Genomic DNA, 23,616 nt, shown 5'->3' on the forward strand with positions numbered 1-23,616 from the left:
GCTACTCAGAAGGCGCGGTGGTACTGCACGGGCCAGCTCTGGCGCGGTTCGAGCCCGCGGGCGCGCAGCGGCCAGTAGGGGTCGCGCAGCATCGCCCGGCCGACGAGCACCGCGTCGACGAGGTCCGGCACGGCGGCCTCCAGGTGGGCCGCCTCGGTGATCAGCCCGGACGCGGCCACCAGCGCACCGGAGGCGCGCATCTGCGGGCCGAAGCGCGCGTTGTGCAGCGGCTCGTCGCCGCGCGGTGCGTCGTGGGTCAGCACGCCCGAGGCCAGGTCGATCATGTCGACGCCCGCCGCGGCCATCCGGGACGCGTAGACGGTGGTCTCGTCCGTGGTCAGGCCGCCCTCGAGCAGGTCGGCCGCGGGCATGCGCACCAGGAGCGGCTTGCCGTCGGGCCACGCGGCCCGTACGGCCGCGACCACCTCCAGCGGGAAGCGCATCCGGTTCTCCAGGGCGCCGCCCCACCGGTCGCCGCGCAGGTTGGCCAGCGGCGAGAGGAACGTGTGGATGAGGTACCCGTTCGCCCCGTGCAGCTCGACCACGTCGTAGCCGGCGGCGTGGGCCCGCCGGGTGGCCGCCGCGAACTGCTCGACCACCCGCTCCGCGTCGGCGTCGGCCATCTCGGTGGGTACCGCCAGGTCGGCGAACGGGATCGTGGAGGGCGCGATCGGCTGCCAGCCGCCCCGCTCCGGGGGCACCGCGCTGCGCTGCCCGCGGTTCTCCCACGGCACGTCGTGCGAGCTCTTGCGGCCCGCCGCGCCCAGCTGCACCGCCGCCACCGCGCCCACCGAGTGGATCGCGTCGACGAGCCGCGCGTGCCCGGGCACCTGGTCGTCGCTCCACAGCCCGAGGTCGCGCCCGGTGGTGCGCATCTCTGGCGCGATGGCCGTGCACTCGACCATCACGAGGCCCGCGCCGCCGACGGCGCGCGAGATGTAGTGGCCCAGGTGCCAGTCCGTGGGCACGCCGGAGCCGTCGGTCGAGTACTGGCACATCGGGGAGAGCCACACCCGGTTCGGGACCGACACCTCCCTCAGCTCGAGCGGGGTCCACGCCGCGGCAGTCGTCACCATCACCCATGCCCTCCAAGTTGACTGATGCAATCATAGTAGACCGATGAGATGACTGCATATAGCATGAACGCTGCTACGGTTGTCGTCCAGCAGCAAATCGAGGAGTGATCATGTCTGACGCGGGCACGGTGCGGAGGCGCCGTCCGGACGGCCAGGTGCGGTTCGGGCTGATGTGGTTCAACTCGCAGACCCCGTACCTGACCTCGGCGGTGGCCGCCGGCATGAACCCGCCGGTGCTCGACGTCGGCGTCCAGTCCGAGCTCGCCCGCGCCGCGGAGACCGCGGGCTTCGACTTCCTCTTCATGGCCGACGGCTACGTCGGCCACGGTGGCCACAACGTCCGGATCGGCCACGGGGAGCCGCGCCTGTCCGCCCCCGTCTGGGCGCCGGTGCTGATGGCCGCCACCCGGCACATCGGGGTGGCGACGACGATCCACACCAAGTACCTGCCCGCCGGGGTGATCGCGCGCATCGGCGCCAACCTCGACCACCTGAGCGGCGGCCGCTGGGGCTGGAACATCGTGCCCGGCACGAAGGACGACGCGTTCCTCGGCCACGAGCCCCTCGGCCACGCCGAGCGGTACGCGCAGGCCCGGGAGACGCTCGACGCCGTGCAGAAGATCTGGGACGCCAGGGGCGAGCGGGTCGAGTACCACGGCAGGTACCACGACTTCGCCGGCTCGATGATGGGCCCGTTCCCGCTGCAGGAGCGGCCGCTGCTGTTCAACGCGGGCGTCTCGGAGGACGGGCTCGACTTCATCGCCGACGCCTGCGACTACGGCTTCTTCACCGTGGTGGAGGACCTCGACAAGGTGCGCGGCCCGGTCGAGGCCCTGGCCGCCCGCGCCGAGGCCCGCGGGCGCGACCCGCTCACCGTCAACCTCCTGGGCTCCATCGGCATCGTCGTCGGCGCGTCGCGGCAGGAGGCGCAGGACCGCTACGACCACCTCGTCGAGACCCTCGACATGGACGCCGCCCGCGGCTGGGCGCGCTCGTTCCTCGAGCGCAGCGGCACCTACCAGGCCACCCACGGTGGGGAGCTCGATGACGCGGCGCGCAGCATCGGGGTGGCCGCGGGCGCCACGGTGCTCGTGGGCAGCGTCGACGACGTCGCCGAGCAGCTCATCCACGTGCACCGGTCCACCGGGCTGCGCGGCTACCAGGTCTGCCCGCTGACCTGGTCGGTGGACGAGCTCCTGCTCATGGGCAAGGCGTTCCGGCGCGTCGGCGACGCCGGGCTGTGGACCGCGCCCGAGGACCGCGGCCGGGCGTGGTGAGCGGCCCGGCCGACCCGCACCCGTCCATCCTGTACCCGACCTGAGAGGAGCCGTGGTGAGCCTGACGCCCCTGACCGTCCGGGATCTCGAGGTGATCCCCGTCCGAGCCCCGCTGGCCCGTGAGTTCCGCGGCAGCTACTACCACATGACCCACCGCGCCACGGTCGTCGTGCGGCTGATCACCGACCAGGGCGTCGTGGGCGAGGCCTACGTCGGTGACGAAGACGCGACCGCGGCCGAGATCGTGCGCGTGCTCCGCGAGGAGATCGCGCCGGTGCTCGTCGGCATGGACGCGATGGGCACCGAGAAGTGCTGGGCCGCGCTCTACCCGGTGACCTTCGACATCCTCCGCGACCGCCGCATCGGGCTGGTCGCGCTGGCGGCGGCCGACACCGCGATCTGGGACGCCGTGGGCAAGGCGCTGGGCCAGCCGCTGTGGCGGCTCTGGGGCGGCGCGCAGGACCGCGTCCCGATGACCGCCATCGGCGGCTACTACGGCGAACCGCTCGGCCCGATCGCCGAGGAGATCGCGTACTACCGCGACGTGCTCGGCCTCGCCGGGGTCAAGTTCAAGGTCGGTGGCCGCAGCCCGGAGGTCGACGCCGAGCGCGTGGCGGCGGCGCGGGAGGCGGCCGGCGAGGACTTCACCATCTGCATCGACGCGAACCAGGGCTACACGGTGGCCCAGGCCGTGCGCCTGTGCGAGCTGATCCGGCCGCTGGGCATCCGCTGGTTCGAGGAGCCCGTCCGCTGGCACAACGACCGGCGCAGCCTGCGCGACGTCCGGGCGATCGGCGGCATCCCGGTGGCGGCCGGGCAGACCGAGCTCACGCCGAGCGGCTGCCGCGACCTCATGGAGGCGGGCGCGATCGACGTGTGCAACTTCGACGCGTCCTGGTCGGGCGGGCCGACGGCGTGGCGGCGCGCCGCCGCGATCGCCACCGCCTACGACGTCGAGATGGGCCACCACGAGGAACCGCAGGTGAGCCTGCACCTGATCGGCAGCGTTCCGCACGGCACCTTCGCCGAGTGCTTCCACCCCGACCGCGACCCGTTCTGGTGGTCGCTGATCACCAACCGGCCGAAGCCCGAGGGCGGGTACCTGCCGCTGCCGGAGGGGTCGGGTCTGGGCTGGGAGCTCGACTGGGACTACATCGGCGCGCACCGGCTGGACCTCTGATGCCGGGACCGACCGCGTACACGGTCGTCGGGGCCGGTGCCATCGGCGGCACGCTGGCGTTGCACCTCGCCCAGGCGGGCCACGAGGTCCTCGTCGTCGACGCCGACGCGGAGCACGTCCTCGCCGTCCGGTCCGGTGGGCTGACCGTCCGCGCGCCGCACCGCCCCGACCGGGTCGCGCGGGTCGACGCGGTGACGCCGGCGCAACTGGCCCGCCGCGGCCCTCTCGGCAAGGTGGTGCTGGCGGTCAAGTCGCAGGCCACCGCGGCGGCCGCGGACCTGATCGCCCCGCTGCTCGCGGACGACGGCTACGTGTTGTCCGTGCAGAACGGGTTGAACGGCCACACCATCGCTGCCCGGGTGGGGGTGCACCGCACGCTCGTGGCGTTCGTGAACTTCGCCGCGGACGTGATCGCCCCGGGCGTGATCGGGGCGGGCGGCCCGGGTGCGCTCGTCGTCGGCGAGCTGGACGGCTCGCCCTCGGCCCGGGTCGACGCGCTCGTCGCCGACCTCGCCGCGTGGGGGCCGGCCCGGTCGAGCACGAACGTCGAGGGCTACCTCTGGTCGAAGCTGGGGTACGCCACGATGCTGGTGGCCAGCGCGCTGGCCGACGCCCCGATGGCGGAGCTGGTCGACCGCCACCGGGCGGTGGTGCACCGGGCCGTGCGCGACGTCCTCGCCGTGGCGGCGGCCGAGGGCGTGACGCTGGAGCCGTTCGACGCGTTCGAACCCGCCGCCTACACCGGGGGCGACGAGGCCCGGGCGGACCGCGCCACCGACGCGCTCGTCGCCTGGCTGCACACGCTCGACAAGAAACGCAGCGGGATCTGGCGCGACATCGCCGTGCGGCGGCGCCCCACCGAGGTGCCCGCCCAGTTCGGGCCGGTGCTGGAGCGGGCGGGCGCGCACGGCGTCGAGCTCGCAGTGCTGCCCGAGCTGGTGGCGGCCATCGCCCGGCTGGAGGCGGGCGACGTCGCGATGGGCGAGCGGCTCCTGCACGAGCTCGCGGCACCAGCGCGGGCGCCTCAGCGGGGGAGCGCCTCGAACCCGGCGAACCCGCCGATGGTGAACGTCCCCTCCGCGTAGCCGGTGGGCAGGCCCGCCCGCTCCGAGACCTGCCGCACGTACGCCAGCACCCGCCGCCCGTCCGCGGTGTCCGGGGCCGCCGGGACGGCGTGGTTGGCGGGGGAGATCACGCACGGGACCATCCCGGCGCGGGCCAGCCGGTTCCCGCGGAACTCGAGCGCGGCCAGCACCGTCAGGCGGCCGTCGGGGTGGAACGGCAGCAGCGGATAGCCGTCGCGCGGATAGATCCCGTATTCGCCGAGGGAGCGCAGGTAGGCCAGTTCCTCCTCGCTCCACTCGGTGACCTGGTCGAACACGAAGTGCCCGAGCCCGTAGAAGATCGGCTTGCCGGCGTGGAACTCCACACCGCGCAGCAGGTGGTGGTGGTGTCCCAGCACCACGTCGGCGCCGGCGTCGACGGCCAGCCGGCCCAGGATCCGCTCGTAGTCGGCGAGGACGGCGGGTTCGCGCGACGTGCCCCAGTGGAAGCTCGCGACCACCACGTCGGCCTCGCCCGCGAGCCGGGTGACGGCCTCGGCGACCACCGCCGCGTCCTCCGCCCTCGGGAACGTCCGCACCTTCGGCACGGCGCCCGGTTCGATGTAGGCGTAGGGGTCGTCGTCGGGCAGGTGGTAGTGCGACTCGACGCGCACCGCGGACACGCCGGGAGTGCGGGCCCGGGCGGCGTAGCCCGGCGGGTGCACGCAGGAGAAGGCGACGAAGCCGACACGGGTGGGCCCGTGCTCGACGACCACCGGCTCCCGGGCGCGGGCCAGGTCGGCGCCCGCGCCGACGGTGCGGATCCCCTGCGCGTGCAGCCGCCCGAGGGTGTCCTCGAGGCCGGTGAACCCGCCGTCGAGGGCGTGGTTGTTGGCCACGGCCATCACGTCGAACCCTGCCGGGCCCAGCGCGTCGGCGTGGCCCGCGGGCGACAGCACCGACCAGCCGCCACCGGGCGACGGGCTCGGCCGGTCGGTGTAGGCGCCCTCGCAGTTGCCGAACAGCACGTCGACCGCGCCCAGGAGCTCGCGGGAGTGCTCGAAGGCCGTGCTCGGGTCGGGACGGTGGACGAACACGTCGCCGACCGCGCCGAGCGTCCACGGGTGGGGGTGGGTCACGGTCCGCGCTCCTCCTGAGCGTTCAGCTCGCCTGCGCGAGCGGGGTGAGCCGGGAGCGGTGCCAGACGAGCGCGTCCTGCGTGAAGTCGGTCTCCCACCCGTGCACCCGCAGCACGACGATCTCGTGGTCGCCCGCGGGGTAGACGTGCTCGGTGCTGCACTCCAGCAGCACCGGCGCTCCGTCGAGGAAGACCGCCCCGCTCGGTTCGACGCGGGTCGGCACGCCGTCGAAGCGCCGCGACTTGTCCGGCCCCGCGAGCCTGCGTGCCGTGCCGGCGTGGACCGCGCCGAGCACCGACACCCCGATGGCGGGCGCCGTCGCGAGCACCGGCCAGGTGGTGGAGCTGCGCTGCACGGCGAAGAGCACGAGGGGCGGGTCCTGGGAGACCCCGACGGTGAACGAGGAGGCCACCAGGACCGTCGGGACGTCGTCGACGACCGCGGCGAGGGCCGCGAGCCCGCTGGGGAACCCGGAGAAGGTGTCCCGGATCTGGCGGGGGTCGGTGCACGGGGTCAGCACGGTACCTCCTGCTCGTGAGTCTGTGCGGCAACAAGGCCGGTTGTGCTGACTCAATCTAGCAAGAGTGCCGCGCATATGACAGCATCGTGCGCCGGGCGGGACGATTCGTGATCCCGGGTTCGGCTACGTCGGCGCGGTATCCTCGCAGCGTGACCCCCCGGGATGCGGATAAGCGTCGAGATGCGGCCCCTGATTGGCGGGAGTACAAGCTCGACGAGCTCGACCGGCGGATCATCGTGGCACTGCAGACCAGCGGTCGTGCGCCCTGGAAGGGCATCGCGCACGCGCTGGGGGCCAGTGAGCCGACGGTGGCCCGGCGCGGGCGCCGGTTGATCGAGCGCGACCTCGTGCGGGTGGTCGGCTACATCGACGTGGTGCGGGCCGGGCTGGGATTCCCGGCGCTCGTGCGCATCGCGTGCGATCCCCGGGAACGGGAACGGCTGGCCGACGTGATCCGGAGCAGGCAGGACGTGCGGTACGCCACGAGCGTGACCGGCCCGACCGACATCGTGGCCGAGTTCGTGGTGCCCTCGTCCGAGGCGCTCGTGCGCGTGCTCAACCACGACCTGCCCAACATCCACGGCATCCTCGGCACCGAGACGCTCACCGTGATGCACTCCTTCTACTCGGTCAACCCGTGGGAGCAGGAGCTGCTCACCGAGGCCGAGCGCGCGCAGCTCACCGCCGCCGCCCCGGTGCTGCGCGCGGAGCGGGTGTGGGAGTCGTCGGTCACGGTGGACGCGCTGGACCAGGCGATCATGGCGGAGCTGGCCGAGGACGGCAGGCGGCCGGCGAAGTCGATCGCGGCGTCGATCGGGAGCACCAGCGAGTCGACGGTGGCCCGCCGGATCGATCGGCTGGTGGCGGAGGGCTGCGTGTACTTCCACGTCGTCGCGCCCGCGGCGATGGTGGGCTTCAGCACCGAGCTGCTGGTGTGGTTGCGGGTGGACAGCGCCCACCTCGACGCCGCGGCCCAGCAGCTGGTGAAGCACCCGTCGGTGAAGTACCTGTGGGTCACGGCGGGCCGCTACAACCTCTGCGCGGGCGTGCACATCCGCCACCTCGGCGAGCTGTACTCGCTGGAGACCGAGATCCTCGGGGCCCTGCCCTCGTCCGGCACCATCGAGATCAACACCCACCTCACCACGCTGAAGCGGGCCTGGCTGGAGCTGTGGCCCTCCAGCATGCCCGGGTCACCCGACGCCGCCGGGCGCGCGGTCCGGGAGCTCGTCGGCGCCACGAGCTGACGCCGACGATCCCTCCTTACGACTGCACCTCGTCCACCTGCACGCGGTCGGCGTGCAGCCGTTCGAAGACGGGGGTGTCGGAGAAGCGGAACAGGTCCAGGTCGGTGCCTGCGCTGATCGTCAGCGGCTGCCACGACGGCACGGCGACGAGGTCGCCCCGGCCGACCTCCCACTCGTGCTCGCCCACCCGCACGGCGCCGGCGCCCTCGAACACCTGCCAGACCGCGGAGCCGACCTCGCGCCGGGTGGCGGTGGTGGCGCCGCGGCGCAGCCGGTGCATCTCCGCGCGGATCGTCGGCATGACGTCGCCGCCGGTGGTGGGGTTGCTGAAGCGGACGGCGGCGTGGCCGGGCTCGACGACGCCGGGATGGCCCTCGGCCTCGAGGTCGAGCTGGTCGCGCAGCGCGGCGTCGGTGTGCTCCCAGCGGTACGCGGCGACCGGCGAGGAGACCTGCGGTCCCGACTGGGACACCGGCCGCAGGCCGGGGTGGGCCCACAGGCGCTCCGCGCGCGAGCGGGCCGGCGTGGAGCGGTCGGCGACGTGGTCGGGGCCGAGCTCGAAGAACGCCGAGCCGGTGTGGTGCACGAACGGGATGTCGAGGCCGTCGAGCCACGCCATCGGGGTGTCGGCCTGGTTGTGGTGGCCGTGGAAGCGCCAGCCCGGGGTGAGCAGGAAGTCCCCGCGGCGCATGGCGACCGGGTCGCCGTCCACCACGGTCCACACCCCCTCGCCCTCGAGCACGAAGCGGAACGCGTGCTGGGTGTGCCGGTGGACCGGGGCGTCCTCGTGGGGGTTGAGGTACTGGATCGCCGCCCACAGCGTGGGGGTGGCGTAGGGGGCGCCACCGAGGCCGGGGTTGGCCAGGGCGATCGCCCGGCGTTCGCCGCCGCGCCCGACCGGGACCAGCTGCCCGGACCGCTCGGCCAGCGCCAGCAGGTTCGCCCACTGCCAGCGGTGCGCCAGTGCCGCGGGCCGCGGGCTGCTCGGCATCAGGTCGCCGATCTCGGTCCACAGCGGCACCAGCAGCTCCTGCTCGAAGCCGCGGTAGAGCGCGTGGAGCTCGGGCGTCGGGTCCGGCTGCCCGGGCCCGTCGCCTGCGTGCAGGGTGACCGGCGAGACGGTGGCGGTCATGGATGCCTCCTCCTGGGGCTGATCGGCCTGCTCGGAACGCTAGTGCTGTTCTGCACGTCGGCCGATACTGTTCTGTCGTGAAGAACAAGCCGGCGTACGGCATCGAGTCGGTGGACCACGCCCTGCGCCTCGCCACGCTCCTGCAGCAGGAGGGCCCGCTGCGCGTCACCGACGCCGCCGCGCGGCTCGGCGTCGCCCGGTCCACGGCGCACCGGCTGCTGGCGATGCTCGTCTACCGCGACTTCGCCGAGCAGGACGACGACCGCCGCTACGTCGCGGGCCCGCTCCTGCGCCGCCCCCCGGCACCGGAACCCGTCGCCGTGTTGCGCCGCGTCGCCCTGCCCCACCTGCAGGCGCTCACCGCGCACACGAACGAGACGAGCAACCTCGTGGTCGTCGTCGGCTCCGAGGTGCGGTTCGTCGCGTCGGTCGAGTGCGCGCAGGTCCTGCGGGTGGGCGACCGCGAGGGGCGCGTGCTCCCGGCCCACCTGGCCTCGGGCGGCCGCGCCGTCCTGGCGACGTTGCCCGACGCGGACGTCCGCGAGGTGTGCCGCAGCGCGGACCCGCCGGTGGGGGACGTCGACGCCGTCCTGCGCGGCCTGCGCGCGGTGCGGCGCCACGGCGTCGCTGTGAACGACCAGGCCACGGAGGTCGGCGTCACCGCGATCGGGTGCGTGGTGCCCGGGTCCGCGGTACCTGCCGCGGTCTCGCTGGCCATGCCCACGGCGCGGTACCGGCGCGCCCGGCTGCTGGAGTGGGGTGGGCTCCTCGCCGCCACCGCGGAGCGGATCGCCCGGGATCTCCCGCAGGCCTGATACCGGTGCAACCGGATAGCCTCTCCACCAATGTTGCGGAGAGGCTATCCGTTTCGTTCGGCATCCCGGCGTTCGTCCGGAACGGGGAGCGGCTGAGTCGCGGATCGGCCGGCGCCGCCGAGTCGCGGCTCGGGATGGGGCCTTCGCGGCGGGTGCCGGTGGCTCGCACATCGGTTGTGGTGGCGGCACACCGGTTGCAGTCGGTGCGTGAGCGCCATGGGTGGTGTGCGGGCCGCACCGGTCGTCCGCGCCCCGCAAACCGAGAACGGCGGCTGACCTTCGCAGGTCAGCCGCCGTCCTCGGGGTCCTCAGCCGGTCAGGCCAGCCGTGGGATCACACGTCGTAGTAGAGCGCGAACTCGTACGGGTGCGGGCGCAGCCGCAGCGGGTCGATCTCGTTCTCCCGCTTGTAGGAGATCCAGGTCTCGATCAGGTCGGAGGTGAACACGCCACCCTCGAGCAGGTAGTCGTGGTCGGCCTCGAGCCGGTCGATGACGGCGCCGAGGCTGCCCGGCACCTGCGGGATGTCCTTGGCCTCCTCGGGCGGGAGCTCGTAGAGGTCCTTGTCGATCGGGGCAGGCGGCTCGATCTTGTTCTTGATCCCGTCGAGGCCGGCCATCATCATCGCGGAGAACGCGAGGTACGGGTTGCCGGACGAGTCGGGGCAGCGGAACTCGATGCGCTTGGCCTTCGGGCTGGAGCCCGACAGCGGGATGCGGATGCAGGCCGAGCGGTTGCGGGCCGAGTAGACCAGGTTGACCGGGGCCTCGAAGCCGGGCACCAGGCGGTGGTAGGAGTTCACCGTCGGGTTGGTGAAGGCCAGCAGGCTCGGGGCGTGGTGCAGCAGGCCGCCCACGTAGTAGCGGGCGATGTCGGACAGGCCGCCGTAGCCGGACTCGTCGTGGAAGAGCGGCTGGCCGTCCTTCCACAGCGACTGGTGGACGTGCATGCCCGAGCCGTTGTCGCCGAACAGCGGCTTCGGCATGAAGGTGGCGGTCTTGCCGGCCTGCCACGCCGTGTTCTTGACCAGGTACTTGAAGAGCATGATGTCGTCGGCCGCGTGGAGCAGGGTGTTGAACTTGTAGTTGATCTCGGCCTGCCCCGCGGTGCCGACCTCGTGGTGCTCGCGCTCCACCTCGAAGCCGCTGGCGGTCATGTTGCTGACGATGTCGGCGCGCAGGTCGGCGTAGTGGTCCACCGGCGGCACCGGGAAGTAGCCGCCCTTGTAGTTGACCTTGTACCCGAGGTTGCCGCCGGCCTCCTCACGCCCGGTGTTCCACCAGCCCTCTGCGGAGTCGATGTGGTGGAAGGTCTCCTGCGGGTTGGAGCCGAAGCGGATCGAGTCGAAGATGTAGAACTCGGCCTCGGGCGCCATGAACGCGGTGTCGGCCACGCCGGACGCGCGCAGGTACTCCTCGGCCTTGCGGGCGACGTTGCGCGGGTCGCGGCTGTAGGGCTCACCCGTGATCGGGTCGTGCACGAAGAAGTTGATGTTCAACGTCTTGTGCTTGCGGAACGGGTCGAGTCGGGCGGTGGCGGCGTCGGCGAACAGCGCCATGTCCGACTCGTTGATGGCCTGGAAGCCGCGCACGGACGAGCCGTCGAACGCCGCGCCGTTCTCGAGCAGGTCACCGGCCGTGGCGGCGGGGACGGTGAGGTGCTGCATCACTCCGGGGAGGTCGCAGAACCTGATGTCGACGTACTCGACACCCTCGTCCGAGATGTACTTCAGGACCTCTTCGGAGTTGCTGAACACCCACTGACTCCTTCGTGCGACACGTGGTCGGGCAGGACTGCTGTCCTCGTCGGCGGCGAACTTATGGTGAGCGTGTTGCCCAGCGGTCACTCAGTCGTTTCGCAGACGTTAACGGAGCGGGCCGGGAGGCCGTCCTCGTCACATCGCGCCCGCATACGCTAGACCTCATGGCCCGCTGGATCGAGTCCTGGCTGCCCGGCGCTTCCCCGGCGGCGGCCGGGCCGTACCCGGGGGAGCGGCTGGGTCTGCCCGCCGCGGGCGTCAGCTCGGTGGCCGGGTTCGGGCGCAGGCTCGGGGCACTCGTGATCGACTGGCTCCTGGCGTACGGGATCGCCGCGCTGCTCACCGGGCCCGGTGCGCTGGAGGACCCGAATCTCGGCTGGTACGTGCTGGGGGTCTGGTACCTGATCACCGCGGTGCCGGTGGCCGTGTTCGGCGCGAGCGCCGGGATGGTCGCCCTCGGGATCCGGGTGGCGTCGCTCGACTCGGCCCCGGTGATCGGGGTGCCGCGGGCGTTGCTCCGCACGGCCATGATCGCGCTGGTGCTGCCGCCGATCGCCCGCGACGAGGACGGGCGGGGCTGGCACGACCGCGCCACCCGCACGGTGGTGGTGCGCAGCCGCGCACGCACCTGACCCGCAACGTACGAACGGCCCGTCCGTCCGATAGAGCGGGACGAACGGGCCGTTCGTACGGTGGGACGACGGCCTCAGCGGCGGCGGACCGTGCGCTGCACGCTGCGCATCTTGGCGCCGGCGGGCATCGGGCCCTTCGGCATCGCCGCGGCGCGGGAGCCGAGGGCGGCCAGGCGCGCCTCCATCGACTCCATCTCCTGCTTGTTGATGTTGCGGGGAAGCTTCATCAGGTGGCGCTGCAGCTTGGACAGCGGCACCTGGCCCTCCTCGTTGCCGACGATCACGTCGTAGATGGGCATCGTGCCGGCAACGCGGGCGGTGCGCTTCTTCTCCTGCGCGAGCAGGCTCTTGACGCGGTGGGGGGCGCCCTCGGCGACGAGGATGATGCCGGGCCGGCCGATGACCCGGTGGACGGCGTCGAGGTGGGTGGTGCCCGCGACGCCGGGCGTGACCCGCCACTGGCCACGCAGGTTGTCCAGCGCCCAGCCCGCGGCGCCCGGCTGGCCGTCGGCCTTGCTGTAGACGTTGCGCTGCACGCGCCGCCCGAAGATGCTCACCGCCGCGAGCAGGCCCACGGCGATGCCGAGCGGGAGCAGGATCCAGTGCAGGTCGAAGATCAGCCCGATCCCGAAGAACACCACCACGGACAGCAGCAGGACGCCCACCATGATGGGCAGCAGCGCCTTGTCCTCGCGGCGCTGCATCTGGAACGCCTGCCAGATCTGCTTGTAGCGCGCCCTGGACGCCTCACGCCGCGCGCGCTTGGCGGCCTGCTTCGCTTCCTTGTCGGGCTTCCCACCGGCCATGTGACGAGGATACGTGGTCACACCAGACGCACCGCCGGTGCGCCCGCCGCTCAGCTGCGGGCGAGCAGGCTGCTCGCCTCCTGCGCCGCGGGGCCCTCTGCGGCCAGGTGGGCGAGATCGGGGGAGAGCTCCTCACCGCGGTGGGCCACAGTCTGGGCGTAGAGCCGGCCGGCGCGGTAGCTCGAGCGCACCAGCGGGCCCGCCATCACGCCGGCGAAGCCGATCTCCTCGGCCGTGTTCGAGTGCTCGACGAACTCCTCGGGCTTGACCCACCGCTCCACCGGGTGGTGGCGGGCCGACGGGCGCAGGTACTGGGTGATCGTGATGATCTCGCAGCCGGCCTCGTGCAGGTCGTGCAGCGCGGCGGTGACCTCCTCGGGGGTCTCGCCCATGCCCAGGATCAGGTTCGACTTGGTGACCAGGCCCGCCGCCCGCGCCTTCGTGATCACCTCGAGCGAGCGCTCGTAGCGGAACGCCGGGCGGATGCGCTTGAAGATGCGCGGCACCGTCTCCAGGTTGTGCGCGAGCACCTCGGGGCGGGAGCCGAACACCTCGGCGAGCTGGTCGTCGCGGGAGTTGAAGTCGGGGATCAGCAGCTCGACGCCGGTGCCCGGGTTGAGCGCGTGGATCTGGCGCACGGTCTCGGCGTACAGCCAGGCGCCGCCGTCCTCGAGGTCGTCGCGGGCCACGCCGGTGACCGTGGAATAGCGCAGGCCCATCGTGCGCACGGACTCGGCGACGCGGCGCGGCTCGTCGCGGTCGAGCGCGGCCGGCTTGCCGGTGTCGATCTGGCAGAAGTCGCAGCGCCGGGTGCACTGCTCACCGCCGATGAGGAACGTGGCCTCCCGGTCCTCCCAGCACTCGTAGATGTTGGGACAGCCGGCCTCCTCGCACACGGTGTGCAGCCCGCCGGAGCGCACGAGCGACTTCAGCTCGGTGTACTGCGGGCCCGTGCGGGCCTTCGTCCGGATCCACGGTGGCTTGCGCTCGATCGGGGTCTCGCTGTTGCGGACCTCCAGGCGCAGGAGCTTGCGACCTTCGGGTGCGATCGTCACGGCCCCAGGCTACGCCCTGCCCGCGCGTACACCGGAGGTTGCACGGACGCTGCAGGCCGGGCAGGACTAGGTTCGGCTCCGTGGACCTGCGGATCTTCATCGAGCCCCAGCAGGGGGCCAGTTACGACGACCAGCTGCGCGTCGCCAGCACCGCCGAGGCGGCGGGGTACGACGCGTTCTTCCGCTCCGACCACTTCCTCAAGATGGGCGACGTCTCCGGGGAGCCCGGGCCCACCGACTCCTGGCTCACGATCGCCGCCCTGGCGCGCGAGACGTCGCGGATCCGGCTGGGCACGCTGGTGAACTCGGCGACGTTCCGGCTGCCCGGCCCGCTCGCCATCTCCGTGGCGCAGGCCGACGAGATGTCCGGTGGCCGGGTGGAGCTGGGCCTGGGCGCCGGCTGGTTCGAGGCCGAGCACGCCGCCTACGGCATCCCGTTCCCCGGGCTGGGTGAGCGGTTCGACCGGCTCACCGAGCAGCTCGAGATCGTCACGGGCCTGTGGCGCACGCTGCCCGGCGACCGGTTCTCGTTCTCCGGCGAGCACTACACCGTGACCGACTCGCCCGCGCTGCCCAAGCCGGTGCAGCAGCCGCACCCGCCGGTCATCGTCGGGGGTCACGGGAAGAAGCGCACGCCCGCGCTGGCGGCCCGGTTCGCCACCGAGTTCAACGTCGGCTTCTCCCCGGTGGACGTGGTGGCGGCGCAGTTCGAGCGGGTGGACGCGGCGTGCCAGGCGATCGAGCGGGACCCGTCGGAGGTCGTGCGCTCGATCGCCCAGGTCATCGCGGTGGGCCGCGACGACGCCGAGGTGGCGCGCCGCGCGCTCACGATCGGCCGCGAGGTGGACGACCTGCGCGCGAACGGGATCGCCGGCACGCCCGCCGAGGTGGTCGACCGGCTGGGGCAGTGGCGGGAGAAGACCGGGGCCACCCGCGTCTACCTGCAGCTGCTCGACCTCGCCGACCTCGACCAGGTGGAGCTGATCGCCTCGCAGGTGGCGCCTCAGCTGGGCTGATCCCGCAGCTGGCCCGCGACGTCGGCGGCCGCGGTGAGCAGCACCAGCACCGGCACCACGGCGCGCGTGCCCACCCGGTACGAGCCGCGGCCGTCCTGCTCCACCACGCCGCTGTGGGTGAGGGAGCGCAGGTGGTGGTAGAGCTGGCCGGTGGAGGCGAGCCCGGCCGCCTCCTGCAGCGCGGAGGTGCCGCACGGGCCGCGGGTGAGCAGGGTGCGGACGATCCGCCCGCGGGCCGGGTGGCCCAGCGCGGCCAGCACGGCCACCCGCGGCTCGTCGTCGAGGGCCACCGCGGTGCCGGCGTCGAGGGTGATCTCCCAGGAGACGTCGCCGTGCAGGTGCACGTCGCCCCCGTACCGGACCACCCCGGCGCTCCCGTCAGCCACGACCGCCTCGGCGTGGGCGGTTGCGGCCGCCTCGAGCGCGGTCACCCGCTGCTCCAGGTCGGCGAGCCGGTCCGCAACCTCGTCCATGGGATCAGGATGCCACGGGCGTCCAGTTTTCCGTAATTACGGTTTTCGCAATGGTCTCAGTGCAGCGCCGGGTGCAGGCGCAGGTCGAGCCCGGCCGGTGCGGCCGCGCGCGGCACCACGTGCTCGGCCACCGGCAGGGTGCCCTCGAGCGCCGCCTCGACGGCGGCCGCGGTGGCGTCGAGCACCTCGGCCACGGGCACCGACCGGCCCAGCTCGGCGGCCAGGGACGTGACGCCCGCGTCGGTGATGCCGCAGGGCACGATCCGGTCGTACGCGCCGAGGTCGGGCTCGCAGTTGAGCGCGAAGCCGTGCAGCGTGACGCCGGCCTGCACGCGCACGCCGATCGCGGCGATCTTGCGCTCGGGGCGCCCGGCGTCGGCGGGCAGCCAGACGCCGCTGCGGCCCTCGACCCGGCCCGCGGTGGGGACCCCGGCGTCGTGCACCACCCGGATGAGGGCCTCCTCCAGGCGCCGCACGAAGTCGACGACGTCGAGCGGCTCGGTGAGCCCGACGATCGGGTAGCCCACCAGCTGGCCCGGCCCGTGCCACGTGATCCGCCCGCCGCGGTCGACGTCCACCACCGGGGTGCCGTCGGTGGGCCGGTCCTCGGGCTGCGTGCGCTTGCCTGCCGTGTAGACCGACGGGTGCTCCAGCAGCATCAGCACGTCAGGGCCGGTGCCGGCGCGGCGGGCCTCGGCGTTGGCGCGCTGGACGTCCCATGCGGCGCGGTACTCGACCGTGCCGAGTCGATCGATGCGCAGCGGGTCGGCGCTGCTGCGGCAGGAGCGGGTCACCATGCCGCTCACGCTACCCCGGCGTTCGTGAGGGCCGGAGCGCCGAACCAGACACCGAGCGCCGCCCGCAGGCCGTCGGCGCCGCGCTCGCCCGCCCACGCGACGTACCCGTCGGGACGCACGAGCAGCGCGTCGGCAGGCGGCTGCGGGGTCGTGGCCGCCACGACGTCGACCCGGTCGGCCCACCCGGTGGCCGCGGCTGTGATCTTCGCCCCTGCGGCGAGGTCGAGCAGCAGCGGGCGGGCGGGCCGGAGCAGCTCGGCCAGCCGCGTGGAGCCGGCGCCGGTGCGCAACGGGAGGTCCGGGGCCCACCGGCCGGTGAGCGGGTGCGCGGCCCCGTCGAACCGGGCGGGGTGGTGCAGGTCGGACCCGGCCATGAGGTCGGCGATGCGGCGGGTCGTCGTGGCGTCGTCCAGCAGCTCGGCGAACAGTGCGCGCAGGGCGGTGGTGTTCGCGCCCGGTGCCAGCAGCGCGCTCTGCGCCCGGCTGTGCATGATCACCCGCTCGCCGGCGGGACGGCGCTCGCTCTCGTACGTGTCGAGCAGGCCGTCGGGCGCGGTGCCGTGCACGGCCGCGGCGAGCTTCCAGCCGAGGTTCAGCACGTCCTGCATGCCCAGGTTGAGACCGGGTGCGCCCACAGCGCTGTGCACGTGGGCCGCGTCGCCGACGAGGAACACCCGCCCCGAGCGGTAGCGGTCGGCGTGCCGGGAGTTGACGCCCACGCGTCGCCGCCGGTCGCGCGGCCCCGCGTCCGCGGGCGGGCTCAGCGGCAACCGGGTGCCGACGACCCGGTGCAGCGCGGCGGTCAGCTCCTCCAGGGAGATGTCGTCGGCGTCCTCGAGACCCTCCTCCCCCCACTCGAACGCGCTCATCCGGTAGCAGCCCGGCTCGACCACCGCGTACGCGAGCACCCCCTTTTCGGTGCGCAGGAACGTCGCGGGAGGCAGCCGGCCGTGGCCGGGCAGCTCCAGCTCGCCGGTGTCCAGCGCGACGGGCGCGCCGACGGCGACCCGGCCCGACCGCGACACGAACCCGCGGTCGGTGGTGCCCGGGAAGCCGATGCCGAGCTGCTTGCGGATCGGGCTGGTACCGCCGTCGGCGGCCACGAGGTAGCGCGCCTCGAACCGGCGGGGGCCGGCCGGGGTGAGCACGTCGACGGCCACGGCGTCGGGCGTCTGGTGGACCGCCCGCACCTCGTGGCCGCGCAGCACGGGCACACCGAGCCCGGTGGCCCGTTGCTCGAGCAGCTCCTCGATCCGCCGCTGCGGGATGCCCAGGGCGTGCAGCGCGTGGCCGCCGGCCGCGGTGAGGTCCAGCGGCAACGCCCCGAAGACGAAGCCGGGCGCCGGGCGCGGCGGCCCGTCGTGCCCGCTGAACAGCTCGTAGATCCCCCTCCGGTCGAGCGCCTCCACCACCCGGCCGACGAGGCCGTTGGCCTTGGGCTGGTCCGAGCGTTCGGCGAGCCGCTCCAGCACGACCGCCTCGACCCCGGCGAGGGCGAGCTCGCTCGCCATCAACAGGCCGTTGGGGCCGGCTCCGACGATCAGCACATCAACTGGCACGTGCCCTCCCGGGCAGGACGGACCCGGGGTTCCGGGTGCGGACGGATGTCAGGCGCGCGGGTCGGGCAGCCCGGTCGCGAGCTGCTCCAGTGCGTCGGCGAGCAGGACGTCCAGCGCCACCGGCGGCTCGGTCCGCAGCCACTGCTCGCTCGCGACGTGCACGGCCGATCCGACGGCGGCGGCCACCAGCCGCGGGTACATGTCGCGGTCGGGGTCGGTGCCGGTGCGTTCCCCGACGGCCAGCGCGAGCTCGCGTTCGGCCGCGGACGCCGCCTTCACGAACTCGCCGCGCAGCTCGGGCTGGGCCAGCAGCAGCCGCACCCCAGCCGTCCATTCGGCGGTCGGGCCGGGCTCGGTCGGTGCGAAGACGGTGCCGGCCGCACCGGCGAGCGCGGTCCAGAGGGGCTCGTCGGCGGGCCGGGCGCGGAGCAGTTCGGCGATGCGGGCGAAGCGGTCGAGGTGGCGCCACACGATGGCCTCGTGCTTGCCGGAGAAGTAGTTGTTGAACGTGCGCGGGGAGACGCCCGCCTCGGCGGCGATGTCGTCGACGGTGACCCCGGCCAGGCCGCGTTCGACGGCCAGCCGCAGGGCCGCCCAGCTCAGCGCCGCCCGGGTCTGCTGCTTCTTCTGCTCGCGCAACCCCACGACCACGAGGTTAGACAAATCTTGCGGACCGCGCAATTTTGCTGAGAGTGCAACTCAGGGTCGCTCGACCGCCGCCTGGAGCGCCTCGCGGATCGTCGGGTGCCGGAACGGGTAGCCGTGCTTCTGCAGCACCGCGGCCACCACCCGCGGGCCGGTGAGCACGAGCTCCTCGGCGAGCTGCCCGAGCGTGGCCCGCAGCACCGCCGCAGGCACGACGAAGGGCGCCGGGCGGTGCAGCACCTCGGCGAGCGCGGAGGTGAACTCGGCGTTCGTCGCCGGTGTCGGCCCGGCCAGGTTCACCGGCCCGGCGATGTCGTCGTGCTCCAGCAGGAACCGGATCGCCCCGATCTCGTCGTCGAGCGAGATCCAGGGGAACGCCTGCCGGCCCGTGCCGATCCGGCCGCCCAGCATCAGCGAGAACAGTGGTCGCAGCCGACCCAGCAGGCCCCCGTGCGGCGCCAGCACCCCGGCGGTGCGCATCAGCACCACCCGGGCGCCCGCCTCGGCGGCCGACCTCGTGGCCGCCTCCCAGTCGCGGCACACCTCGGCGAGGAAGGTGGTGCCCGACGGCGCCGTCTCGTCCACCGGGCGCGTGCCGGTGTCGCCGTAGTAGTGCACGCCCGAGGCGCTCAGCATCGTGGGGACGTGGTGCTGCGCCACCGCACCGGCGAGCACCTCGGTGGGCACGTTGCGGCTGTCGCGCAGCAACTGCTTGCGCGCCCCGCTCCACGGCCGGTCGCCGATACCGGCGCCACCCAGGTTCACGACGGCGTCGACGCCGTCGAACGTGCCCTCGTCGATCCGGCCTGCGGGCGGGTCCCAGCCGCGCTCGTCCGGGGCCGCGGGGGCCCGCCGGACGAGCCGCAGGACCTCGTGGCCCGCGTGCCGGAGGTCGGCGACGAGAGCGGTACCGATCAGGCCGGACGATCCGGCGACCACGACGCGCACGCCCGAGATCCTCGCGGAAGCCGGCCGGTGACGCGACCGCAGGGCCCGGTCAGCGGAAGCCGCGCCCGGTCGTCCCGTCGATCATCTGGCGGGCGATGTCGAGGTGCCCGGCGTGGCGCGCGGTCTCCTCGATCATGTGCAGCACGATCCGGCGCGCATCGCTGAACTCGTCGGCGTTCGGGCCGGGGTGGTGGCCCAGCGAATGCGCCGAGAGCGGGGTGGCGGCGAGGATCTCGTCGGACCGCTCGCACTGGGCGGCGTAGAACGCGAACACCGTCGACGGCGGGCGCGGTGTGTTCAGCGGCGTGTGGTCGTCGTCCGGCCACTCCAGCGGGTCGGCCGAGCCGGTGAGGACCGTTTGGAACCAATGCCGTTCGGCGTAGCCGAGGTGCTCGACCATGCCCAGCGGCGTCCAGCCCAGCGATCCGGCCTCGCTGGTGAGCGCGGCCCCGTCGAGACCGTCCAGGATGGCGAGCACGACCGCCCGCTGCGCCGCCAGGAAACCGAGCAGCGCCTTCTTCTCGTCGTCCACCTCGTCCCCCTCCGAGGCCGGGGGTGGAGCCGGGACCCGAGCCCCGGCTCCACCCCCGCCGGTGTCTAGAGACCCAGGTCGACCTCGAAGGCACCTTCCTCGAGGCGGGCCTTGATCGCGCTCACGAACCGGCCGGCGTCGGCGCCGTCGACGATCCGGTGGTCGTAGGTGAGCGGCAGGTAGCAGACCGAACGGATGGCGATGACGTCGTCGCCGTCCGGGCCGGTGACGACCGTGGGCTGCTTGGTGATCTTGCCGGTGCCGAGGATGGCCACCTGCGGCTGGTTGATGATCGGCGTGTCGAACAGCGCACCGGCGCTGCCGATGTTGGTGATCGTGAACGTGCCGCCGGACAGCTCGTCCGGGCCGATCTTGTTGTCCCGCGTGCGCTGCGCCACGTCGGCGATCTTGCGGGCCAGCCCGGCGATGTTGAGGTCCTCGGCGTTCTTGATCACCGGCACGAGCAGGCCGCGCGGGGTGTCGACCGCGATGGCCAGGTGCACGGCCCCGTGGTAGGTGACCTCCTTGGTCTCCTCGTTGATCGACGAGTTGACCTGCGGGAACGCCTTGAGCGCCTCGACGGTGGCCTTCGCGAAGAACGGCAGGAAGGTGAGCTTCACACCCTCGCGCCGCTCGAACTCCGCCTTGGCGCGGGCCCGCAGCGCGGCGATCCGCGTGACGTCGACCTCCTGCACCGTGGTGAGCTGGGCCGAGATCCGCAGCGAGTCGGTCATGCGCTGGGCGATGACCTGGCGCAGCCGCGGCATCTTGACCGTGGTGCCCGGCTCCGGCGCGTTGGCGGCGGGCCGCGGCACCTGCTGCGCGGCCGGTCGGGCTCCACCCGCCGCCGGCGCCGGTGCGGCCGCGGCCGGCGCGGGGGCGGGCTCCGGCTCCGGCGCGGGCTTGCGGGCCTCGGCCGCCGCCAGCACGTCCTGCTTGCGGATCCGGCCGCCCACACCCGACCCGGAGATCGTGGACAGGTCGACGTCGTGCTCGGCGGCGAGCCGGCGCACCAGCGGCGTGACGTACGGCGCGCCGCCGCCGTTGCCCTGGGCGGCGGGCTGCTCCGGCTGCTCGGCAGTGGGCTGCGGCTCGGGCGCGGCCTGGGGCTTCGGCGCGGGGGAGGGGCGCTCCTGGGCCTGCGGCGCGGGCTCGGGCTCCTTCGCGGGCTCCGGTGCGGCCGCGGGCTCCGGGGCCGGCTGCGCGGCCTGCTGCCCGCCACCCGCCGCGGCGTCGCCGATGACGGCGAGCTGCGCACCCACCTCGATGGTCTCGTCCTCGGCCGCCGTGATCTCCAGCAGCGTGCCCGCCACGGGGGAGGGGATCTCGGTGTCGACCTTGTCGGTGGACACCTCGAGCAGCGGCTCGTCCACCGCGACCGTGTCGCCCACCTGCTTGAGCCAGCGGGTGACGGTGCCCTCGGTGACGCTCTCGCCGAGCTCCGGCATCCGCACGGCGGTGCCCTCGCCCGCCGGAGCGGTGGCCGCCTGCGGCGCCTCGGCCGGCTGCTCCGGCTCGGCCGGGGCGGGCTCGGCCGGGGCGGGCTCGGCCTGCGCCGGCGCCTCGGCGGGCGCCTCGGCCGCCGGCTCCGCGGCGTCGGCGCCGGAGTCGGCGTCACCGCCGGAACCGGCAGGTGCCTCGTCGGCGTCGCCGATCACGGCGAGCTCGCCGCCGACCTCGACGGTCTCGTCCTCACCCGCGACGATGCGCTGGAGGACGCCGGCAGCGGGGGACGGGATCTCGGTGTCGACCTTGTCGGTGGACACCTCGAGCAGCGGCTCGTCGACTTCGACCCGGTCGCCCTCCTGCTTGAGCCACCGGGTGACGGTGCCTTCGGTGACACTCTCACCGAGGGCGGGCATCTGGACGGAGAAGGCCATATCGGGTCGGAGCTCCTCTTCCTGCGGTTCGGGTTGTTGTTCGCCGGTCAGCTGTGGCTGTGGAGCGGCTTTCCGGCGAGCGCGAGGTGCGCTTCCCCGAACGCCTCGTTCTGGGTGGGGTGGGCGTGCACGAGCGCGGCCACGTCCTCGGCCTGCGCGTCCCAGTTGTAGACGAGCTGGGCCTCGCCGATCAGCTCGCCGACACGGGCGCCGACCATGTGGATCCCGACGACCGGCCCCGGCGTGCCCTCGGCGCCCGCCTTGACCAGCTTGATCGCGCCCTGGGTCTGCAGGATCTGGCTCTTGCCGTTGCCGGCCAGGTCGTAGACCAGCGTCTGGACCTCGCCGTGCTTCTCCCGGGCCTGCGCCTCGGTGAGACCCACGGACGCCACCTCGGGCTCGCAGTAGGTGACGCGCGGGATCCCGGCCTCGTCGATCGGGGCGGGGGCGAGCCCCGCGATCTCCTCGGCCACGAAGATGCCCTGCTGGAAGCCGCGGTGGGCCAGCTGCAGGCCGGGCACGATGTCGCCGAGCGCGTAGACGTTGGGGAGGTTGGTGCGCAGCCGCTCGTCGGCGAGCACGAAGCCGCGCTCCATCGTGATGCCGGCCTCCTCGTAGCCGTGGCCCGCCGTGTTGGGGCCGCGGCCCACCGCGACCAGCAGCAGGTCGGCCTCGAGCTCCTCGCCGGACTCCAGCGACACCGTGACCGACAGCTCGGTCTGCTTCGCCCCGGTGAACCTCACCCCGGTCTTGAAGGCGATCTTGCGGCGGCGGAACGCCCGCTCGAGCTGCTTGGACGCGAACTCGTCCTCGTTGGGCACCAGCCGCGGCAGCGCCTCGACGATCGTGACCTCGGCGCCGAAGCTGCGGAACACCGACGCGAACTCCACGCCGATCACACCGCCGCCCAGCACCACCACCCGCTCGGGCACCGAGTCGAGGTGGATGGCCTCGTTGCTGGTGATGATCCGCCCGCCGAGATCCAGACCGGGCAGCGACTTGGCGTAGCTGCCCGTGGCGAGCACCACGTTCTTCCCGACGTAACGATCATCACCCACGACGACGGTGTTCGGCCCCTCGAACCTCCCCGTGCCCTCCACGAGGTTGATCTTGCGGGACTTCACCAGGCCCTGCAGCCCCTTGTAGAGGCGCGAGATGACCCCGTCCTTGTAGCCGTTGACCCCGGCCATGTCGATGCCCGCCAGCGAGGTCTTGACGCCGATCTTCTCGCCGTCGCGGGCCGCGTCGGCCACCTCCGCGGCGTGCAGCAGCGCCTTGGTGGGGATGCAGCCGTAGTGCAGGCACGTGCCACCCAGCTTGTCACGCTCCACCAGAACGACGGACTGGCCCAGCTCGGCGGCGCGGAGCGCGGCGGCGTAACCGCCCGAGCCCCCGCCGAGAACGACCAGGTCCGCGTTGTGCTCGGGCACGTGTGTACTCCCTACCGATCGGCCGCCACGGGTGTGGACGCGGCATGTCACGCCGCCGACGCCATCTTGTCATCCGCCGGGCCCGGGCGTGGCGCCTGGTCGTCCCGGGAGCGGATCGGCCGTCTCGATCGTTGGACACCCGGGAGGTGGCGCGATATGGGGCTGTTCGGGAAGTTGCGGCGGGGCGCGTCGCGCGCGCGGAACGAGGACGAGGCGCACCTGCGCACCTGGGCCGCGGCCCACGCCGGGGTCGAGGCGTTCGTGGAGCCGCGCACGGCCGTCACCGAGACCACCGTGCTGCTGGTCGACAAGGACGGCGCCTGGACCCGGCGCCGCGTCGCCGACCCGGCCGCGGCGCGCAAGTTCGCCCGCTCGCTCGCGATGCCGATCTACGACGTGCAGCTCGTCGGCTACCCGCAGCGCATGCGCGACCACGACGCCCGCCAGCGCATCCTGCGCAAGCGCGCCCAGTCCGACCTGGACCGCTGACCGCGAGTCCCGCGTACGGCGCGCGCGAGTCTCCCGTTCTGCGGCGCGAGTCTCCCGTCCCGTGTCGGCGAGTCTCGCGTTTTGCGGCACGAAAGCCGCATCCGGTGGGCGCGAGTCTCGCGTTCGGTGCGGCGAGTCTCGCGTGGTGCGGTTCGTGTACCGCGCCC

Annotated in this window: 23 protein-coding genes; 8 read left to right on the forward strand and 15 right to left on the reverse strand. The window is 73.4% G+C overall.

What is annotated here, in order from left to right; all coding sequences use genetic code 11:
* Window positions 1-5: 5 nt before the first annotated feature.
* Entirely contained in the window at window positions 6-1,076 is a 1,071-nt protein-coding gene (locus ACFPL3_RS21130; protein WP_343945656.1) for an oxidoreductase, read from the reverse strand.
* 110 nt (window positions 1,077-1,186) lie between these two features.
* Here ACFPL3_RS21130 and ACFPL3_RS21135 point away from each other — a divergent pair, with 110 nt between their 5' ends.
* Genes ACFPL3_RS21135 through ACFPL3_RS21145 form a run of 3 tightly spaced genes read left to right on the forward strand, consistent with a single transcriptional unit; the run spans window position 1,187 to window position 4,618 of the window.
* Window positions 1,187-2,353: an LLM class flavin-dependent oxidoreductase gene (locus ACFPL3_RS21135; RefSeq protein WP_343945655.1), complete on the forward strand. Its 1,167-nt coding sequence runs from the start codon at window positions 1,187-1,189 to the stop codon at window positions 2,351-2,353.
* A 55-nt stretch (window positions 2,354-2,408) separates the two neighbouring features.
* Entirely contained in the window at window positions 2,409-3,533 is a 1,125-nt protein-coding gene (locus ACFPL3_RS21140; protein WP_343945654.1) for a mandelate racemase/muconate lactonizing enzyme family protein, read from the forward strand.
* Complete coding sequence (locus ACFPL3_RS21145) at window positions 3,533-4,618, forward strand: ketopantoate reductase family protein (RefSeq protein WP_343945653.1); 1,086 nt, start codon at window positions 3,533-3,535, stop codon at window positions 4,616-4,618. Before ACFPL3_RS21140 ends, ACFPL3_RS21145 begins: the two co-directional genes overlap by 1 nt.
* Here the strand turns inward: ACFPL3_RS21145 and ACFPL3_RS21150 are convergent.
* A complete protein-coding gene (locus ACFPL3_RS21150; RefSeq protein ID WP_343945652.1) occupies window positions 4,558-5,715 on the reverse strand; it encodes a CapA family protein in 1,158 nt (385 codons plus the stop codon). The two genes, ACFPL3_RS21145 and ACFPL3_RS21150, sit on opposite strands and share 61 nt — an antisense overlap.
* 22 nt (window positions 5,716-5,737) lie before the next feature.
* Window positions 5,738-6,235 (reverse strand): flavin reductase family protein, encoded by a 498-nt coding sequence (locus ACFPL3_RS21155; protein WP_343945651.1) that lies wholly within the window; start codon window positions 6,233-6,235, stop codon window positions 5,738-5,740.
* A 149-nt stretch (window positions 6,236-6,384) separates the two neighbouring features.
* On the opposite strand from ACFPL3_RS21155, the gene ACFPL3_RS21160 reads away from it, so the two are divergent.
* Entirely contained in the window at window positions 6,385-7,482 is a 1,098-nt protein-coding gene (locus tag ACFPL3_RS21160; RefSeq protein ID WP_343945650.1) for an Lrp/AsnC family transcriptional regulator, read from the forward strand.
* Between the two features lie 16 nt (window positions 7,483-7,498).
* Here ACFPL3_RS21160 and ACFPL3_RS21165 read toward each other — a convergent pair whose 3' ends face one another.
* Window positions 7,499-8,614 (reverse strand): cupin domain-containing protein, encoded by a 1,116-nt coding sequence (locus ACFPL3_RS21165; RefSeq protein WP_343945649.1) that lies wholly within the window; start codon window positions 8,612-8,614, stop codon window positions 7,499-7,501.
* A 77-nt stretch (window positions 8,615-8,691) separates the two neighbouring features.
* Between ACFPL3_RS21165 and ACFPL3_RS21170 the strand changes: the two genes are divergently transcribed.
* Window positions 8,692-9,429, forward strand: coding sequence for an IclR family transcriptional regulator (locus ACFPL3_RS21170; RefSeq protein WP_343945648.1), 738 nt, complete (start codon window positions 8,692-8,694; stop codon window positions 9,427-9,429).
* Window positions 9,430-9,762: 333 nt separating this feature from the next.
* Here the strand turns inward: ACFPL3_RS21170 and glnA are convergent, their stop codons facing one another.
* Window positions 9,763-11,184 carry a type I glutamate--ammonia ligase gene (gene glnA / locus ACFPL3_RS21175; protein ID WP_343945647.1) on the reverse strand — a complete coding sequence of 474 codons (1,422 nt, stop codon included), beginning with the start codon at window positions 11,182-11,184 and terminating at the stop codon, window positions 9,763-9,765.
* A 167-nt stretch (window positions 11,185-11,351) separates the two neighbouring features.
* Between glnA and ACFPL3_RS21180 the strand changes: the two genes are divergently transcribed.
* Window positions 11,352-11,819, forward strand: coding sequence for an RDD family protein (locus ACFPL3_RS21180; protein ID WP_343945646.1), 468 nt, complete (start codon window positions 11,352-11,354; stop codon window positions 11,817-11,819).
* 74 nt (window positions 11,820-11,893) lie between these two features.
* Here the strand turns inward: ACFPL3_RS21180 and ACFPL3_RS21185 are convergent, their stop codons facing one another.
* Complete coding sequence (locus ACFPL3_RS21185; RefSeq protein WP_343945645.1) at window positions 11,894-12,625, reverse strand: DUF4191 domain-containing protein; 732 nt, start codon at window positions 12,623-12,625, stop codon at window positions 11,894-11,896.
* Window positions 12,626-12,675: 50 nt separating this feature from the next.
* The gene (lipA, locus tag ACFPL3_RS21190; RefSeq protein WP_343945644.1) at window positions 12,676-13,680 is read right to left on the reverse strand and encodes a lipoyl synthase; all 1,005 of its coding nucleotides are present in this window, start codon (window positions 13,678-13,680) and stop codon (window positions 12,676-12,678) included.
* A gap of 80 nt (window positions 13,681-13,760) precedes the next feature.
* Here lipA and ACFPL3_RS21195 point away from each other — a divergent pair, with 80 nt between their 5' ends.
* Window positions 13,761-14,696: an LLM class F420-dependent oxidoreductase gene (locus ACFPL3_RS21195; RefSeq protein WP_343945643.1), complete on the forward strand. Its 936-nt coding sequence runs from the start codon at window positions 13,761-13,763 to the stop codon at window positions 14,694-14,696.
* Here ACFPL3_RS21195 and ACFPL3_RS21200 read toward each other — a convergent pair.
* The 8 genes from ACFPL3_RS21200 to lpdA form a co-directional block, all read right to left on the reverse strand.
* Window positions 14,684-15,169: an ArsR/SmtB family transcription factor gene (locus tag ACFPL3_RS21200; protein WP_343945642.1), complete on the reverse strand. Its 486-nt coding sequence runs from the start codon at window positions 15,167-15,169 to the stop codon at window positions 14,684-14,686. The two genes, ACFPL3_RS21195 and ACFPL3_RS21200, sit on opposite strands and share 13 nt — an antisense overlap.
* A 56-nt stretch (window positions 15,170-15,225) precedes the next feature.
* The gene (gene lipB / locus ACFPL3_RS21205; protein ID WP_343945641.1) at window positions 15,226-15,966 is read right to left on the reverse strand and encodes a lipoyl(octanoyl) transferase LipB; all 741 of its coding nucleotides are present in this window, start codon (window positions 15,964-15,966) and stop codon (window positions 15,226-15,228) included.
* A gap of 5 nt (window positions 15,967-15,971) precedes the next feature.
* Window positions 15,972-17,525 (reverse strand): FAD-dependent monooxygenase, encoded by a 1,554-nt coding sequence (locus ACFPL3_RS21210; RefSeq protein ID WP_343945640.1) that lies wholly within the window; start codon window positions 17,523-17,525, stop codon window positions 15,972-15,974.
* Between the two features lie 48 nt (window positions 17,526-17,573).
* Window positions 17,574-18,170 (reverse strand): TetR/AcrR family transcriptional regulator, encoded by a 597-nt coding sequence (locus ACFPL3_RS21215; protein WP_343945639.1) that lies wholly within the window; start codon window positions 18,168-18,170, stop codon window positions 17,574-17,576.
* 54 nt (window positions 18,171-18,224) lie between these two features.
* Window positions 18,225-19,118, reverse strand: coding sequence for a TIGR01777 family oxidoreductase (locus ACFPL3_RS21220; protein ID WP_343945638.1), 894 nt, complete (start codon window positions 19,116-19,118; stop codon window positions 18,225-18,227).
* A 49-nt stretch (window positions 19,119-19,167) separates the two neighbouring features.
* The gene (locus ACFPL3_RS21225; RefSeq protein WP_343945637.1) at window positions 19,168-19,650 is read right to left on the reverse strand and encodes a DinB family protein; all 483 of its coding nucleotides are present in this window, start codon (window positions 19,648-19,650) and stop codon (window positions 19,168-19,170) included.
* A gap of 65 nt (window positions 19,651-19,715) precedes the next feature.
* Window positions 19,716-21,530 (reverse strand): 2-oxoglutarate dehydrogenase, E2 component, dihydrolipoamide succinyltransferase, encoded by a 1,815-nt coding sequence (gene sucB, locus ACFPL3_RS21230; protein WP_379589573.1) that lies wholly within the window; start codon window positions 21,528-21,530, stop codon window positions 19,716-19,718.
* A gap of 47 nt (window positions 21,531-21,577) precedes the next feature.
* Complete coding sequence (lpdA, locus tag ACFPL3_RS21235; RefSeq protein ID WP_343945791.1) at window positions 21,578-22,960, reverse strand: dihydrolipoyl dehydrogenase; 1,383 nt, start codon at window positions 22,958-22,960, stop codon at window positions 21,578-21,580.
* 156 nt (window positions 22,961-23,116) lie between these two features.
* Here lpdA and ACFPL3_RS21240 point away from each other — a divergent pair, with 156 nt between their 5' ends.
* Window positions 23,117-23,449, forward strand: coding sequence for an oxidoreductase (locus ACFPL3_RS21240; protein WP_343945792.1), 333 nt, complete (start codon window positions 23,117-23,119; stop codon window positions 23,447-23,449).
* The last annotated feature ends 167 nt before the right edge of the window (window positions 23,450-23,616 follow it).

It is taken from the genome of Pseudonocardia zijingensis, assembly GCF_042657305.1.
In the GTDB taxonomy this organism is placed as follows: Bacteria; Actinomycetota; Actinomycetes; order Mycobacteriales; family Pseudonocardiaceae; genus Pseudonocardia; species Pseudonocardia zijingensis.

Bases quoted from the DNA above. Each gene is read 5' to 3' on its own strand.
- ACFPL3_RS21130 (WP_343945656.1), bottom strand. From the start codon at position 1,076: ATGGTGACGACTGCCGCGGCGTGGACCCCGCTCGAGCTGAGGGAGGTG.
- ACFPL3_RS21135 (WP_343945655.1), top strand. From the start codon at position 1,187: ATGTCTGACGCGGGCACGGTGCGGAGGCGCCGTCCGGACGGCCAGGTG.
- ACFPL3_RS21145 (WP_343945653.1), top strand. From the start codon at position 3,533: ATGCCGGGACCGACCGCGTACACGGTCGTCGGGGCCGGTGCCATCGGC.
- ACFPL3_RS21165 (WP_343945649.1), bottom strand. From the start codon at position 8,614: ATGACCGCCACCGTCTCGCCGGTCACCCTGCACGCAGGCGACGGGCCC.
- ACFPL3_RS21180 (WP_343945646.1), top strand. From the start codon at position 11,352: ATGGCCCGCTGGATCGAGTCCTGGCTGCCCGGCGCTTCCCCGGCGGCG.
- ACFPL3_RS21185 (WP_343945645.1), bottom strand. From the start codon at position 12,625: ATGGCCGGTGGGAAGCCCGACAAGGAAGCGAAGCAGGCCGCCAAGCGC.
- ACFPL3_RS21200 (WP_343945642.1), bottom strand. From the start codon at position 15,169: ATGGACGAGGTTGCGGACCGGCTCGCCGACCTGGAGCAGCGGGTGACC.
- lipB (WP_343945641.1), bottom strand. From the start codon at position 15,966: ATGGTGACCCGCTCCTGCCGCAGCAGCGCCGACCCGCTGCGCATCGAT.
- sucB (WP_379589573.1), bottom strand. From the start codon at position 21,530: ATGGCCTTCTCCGTCCAGATGCCCGCCCTCGGTGAGAGTGTCACCGAA.
- ACFPL3_RS21240 (WP_343945792.1), top strand. From the start codon at position 23,117: ATGGGGCTGTTCGGGAAGTTGCGGCGGGGCGCGTCGCGCGCGCGGAAC.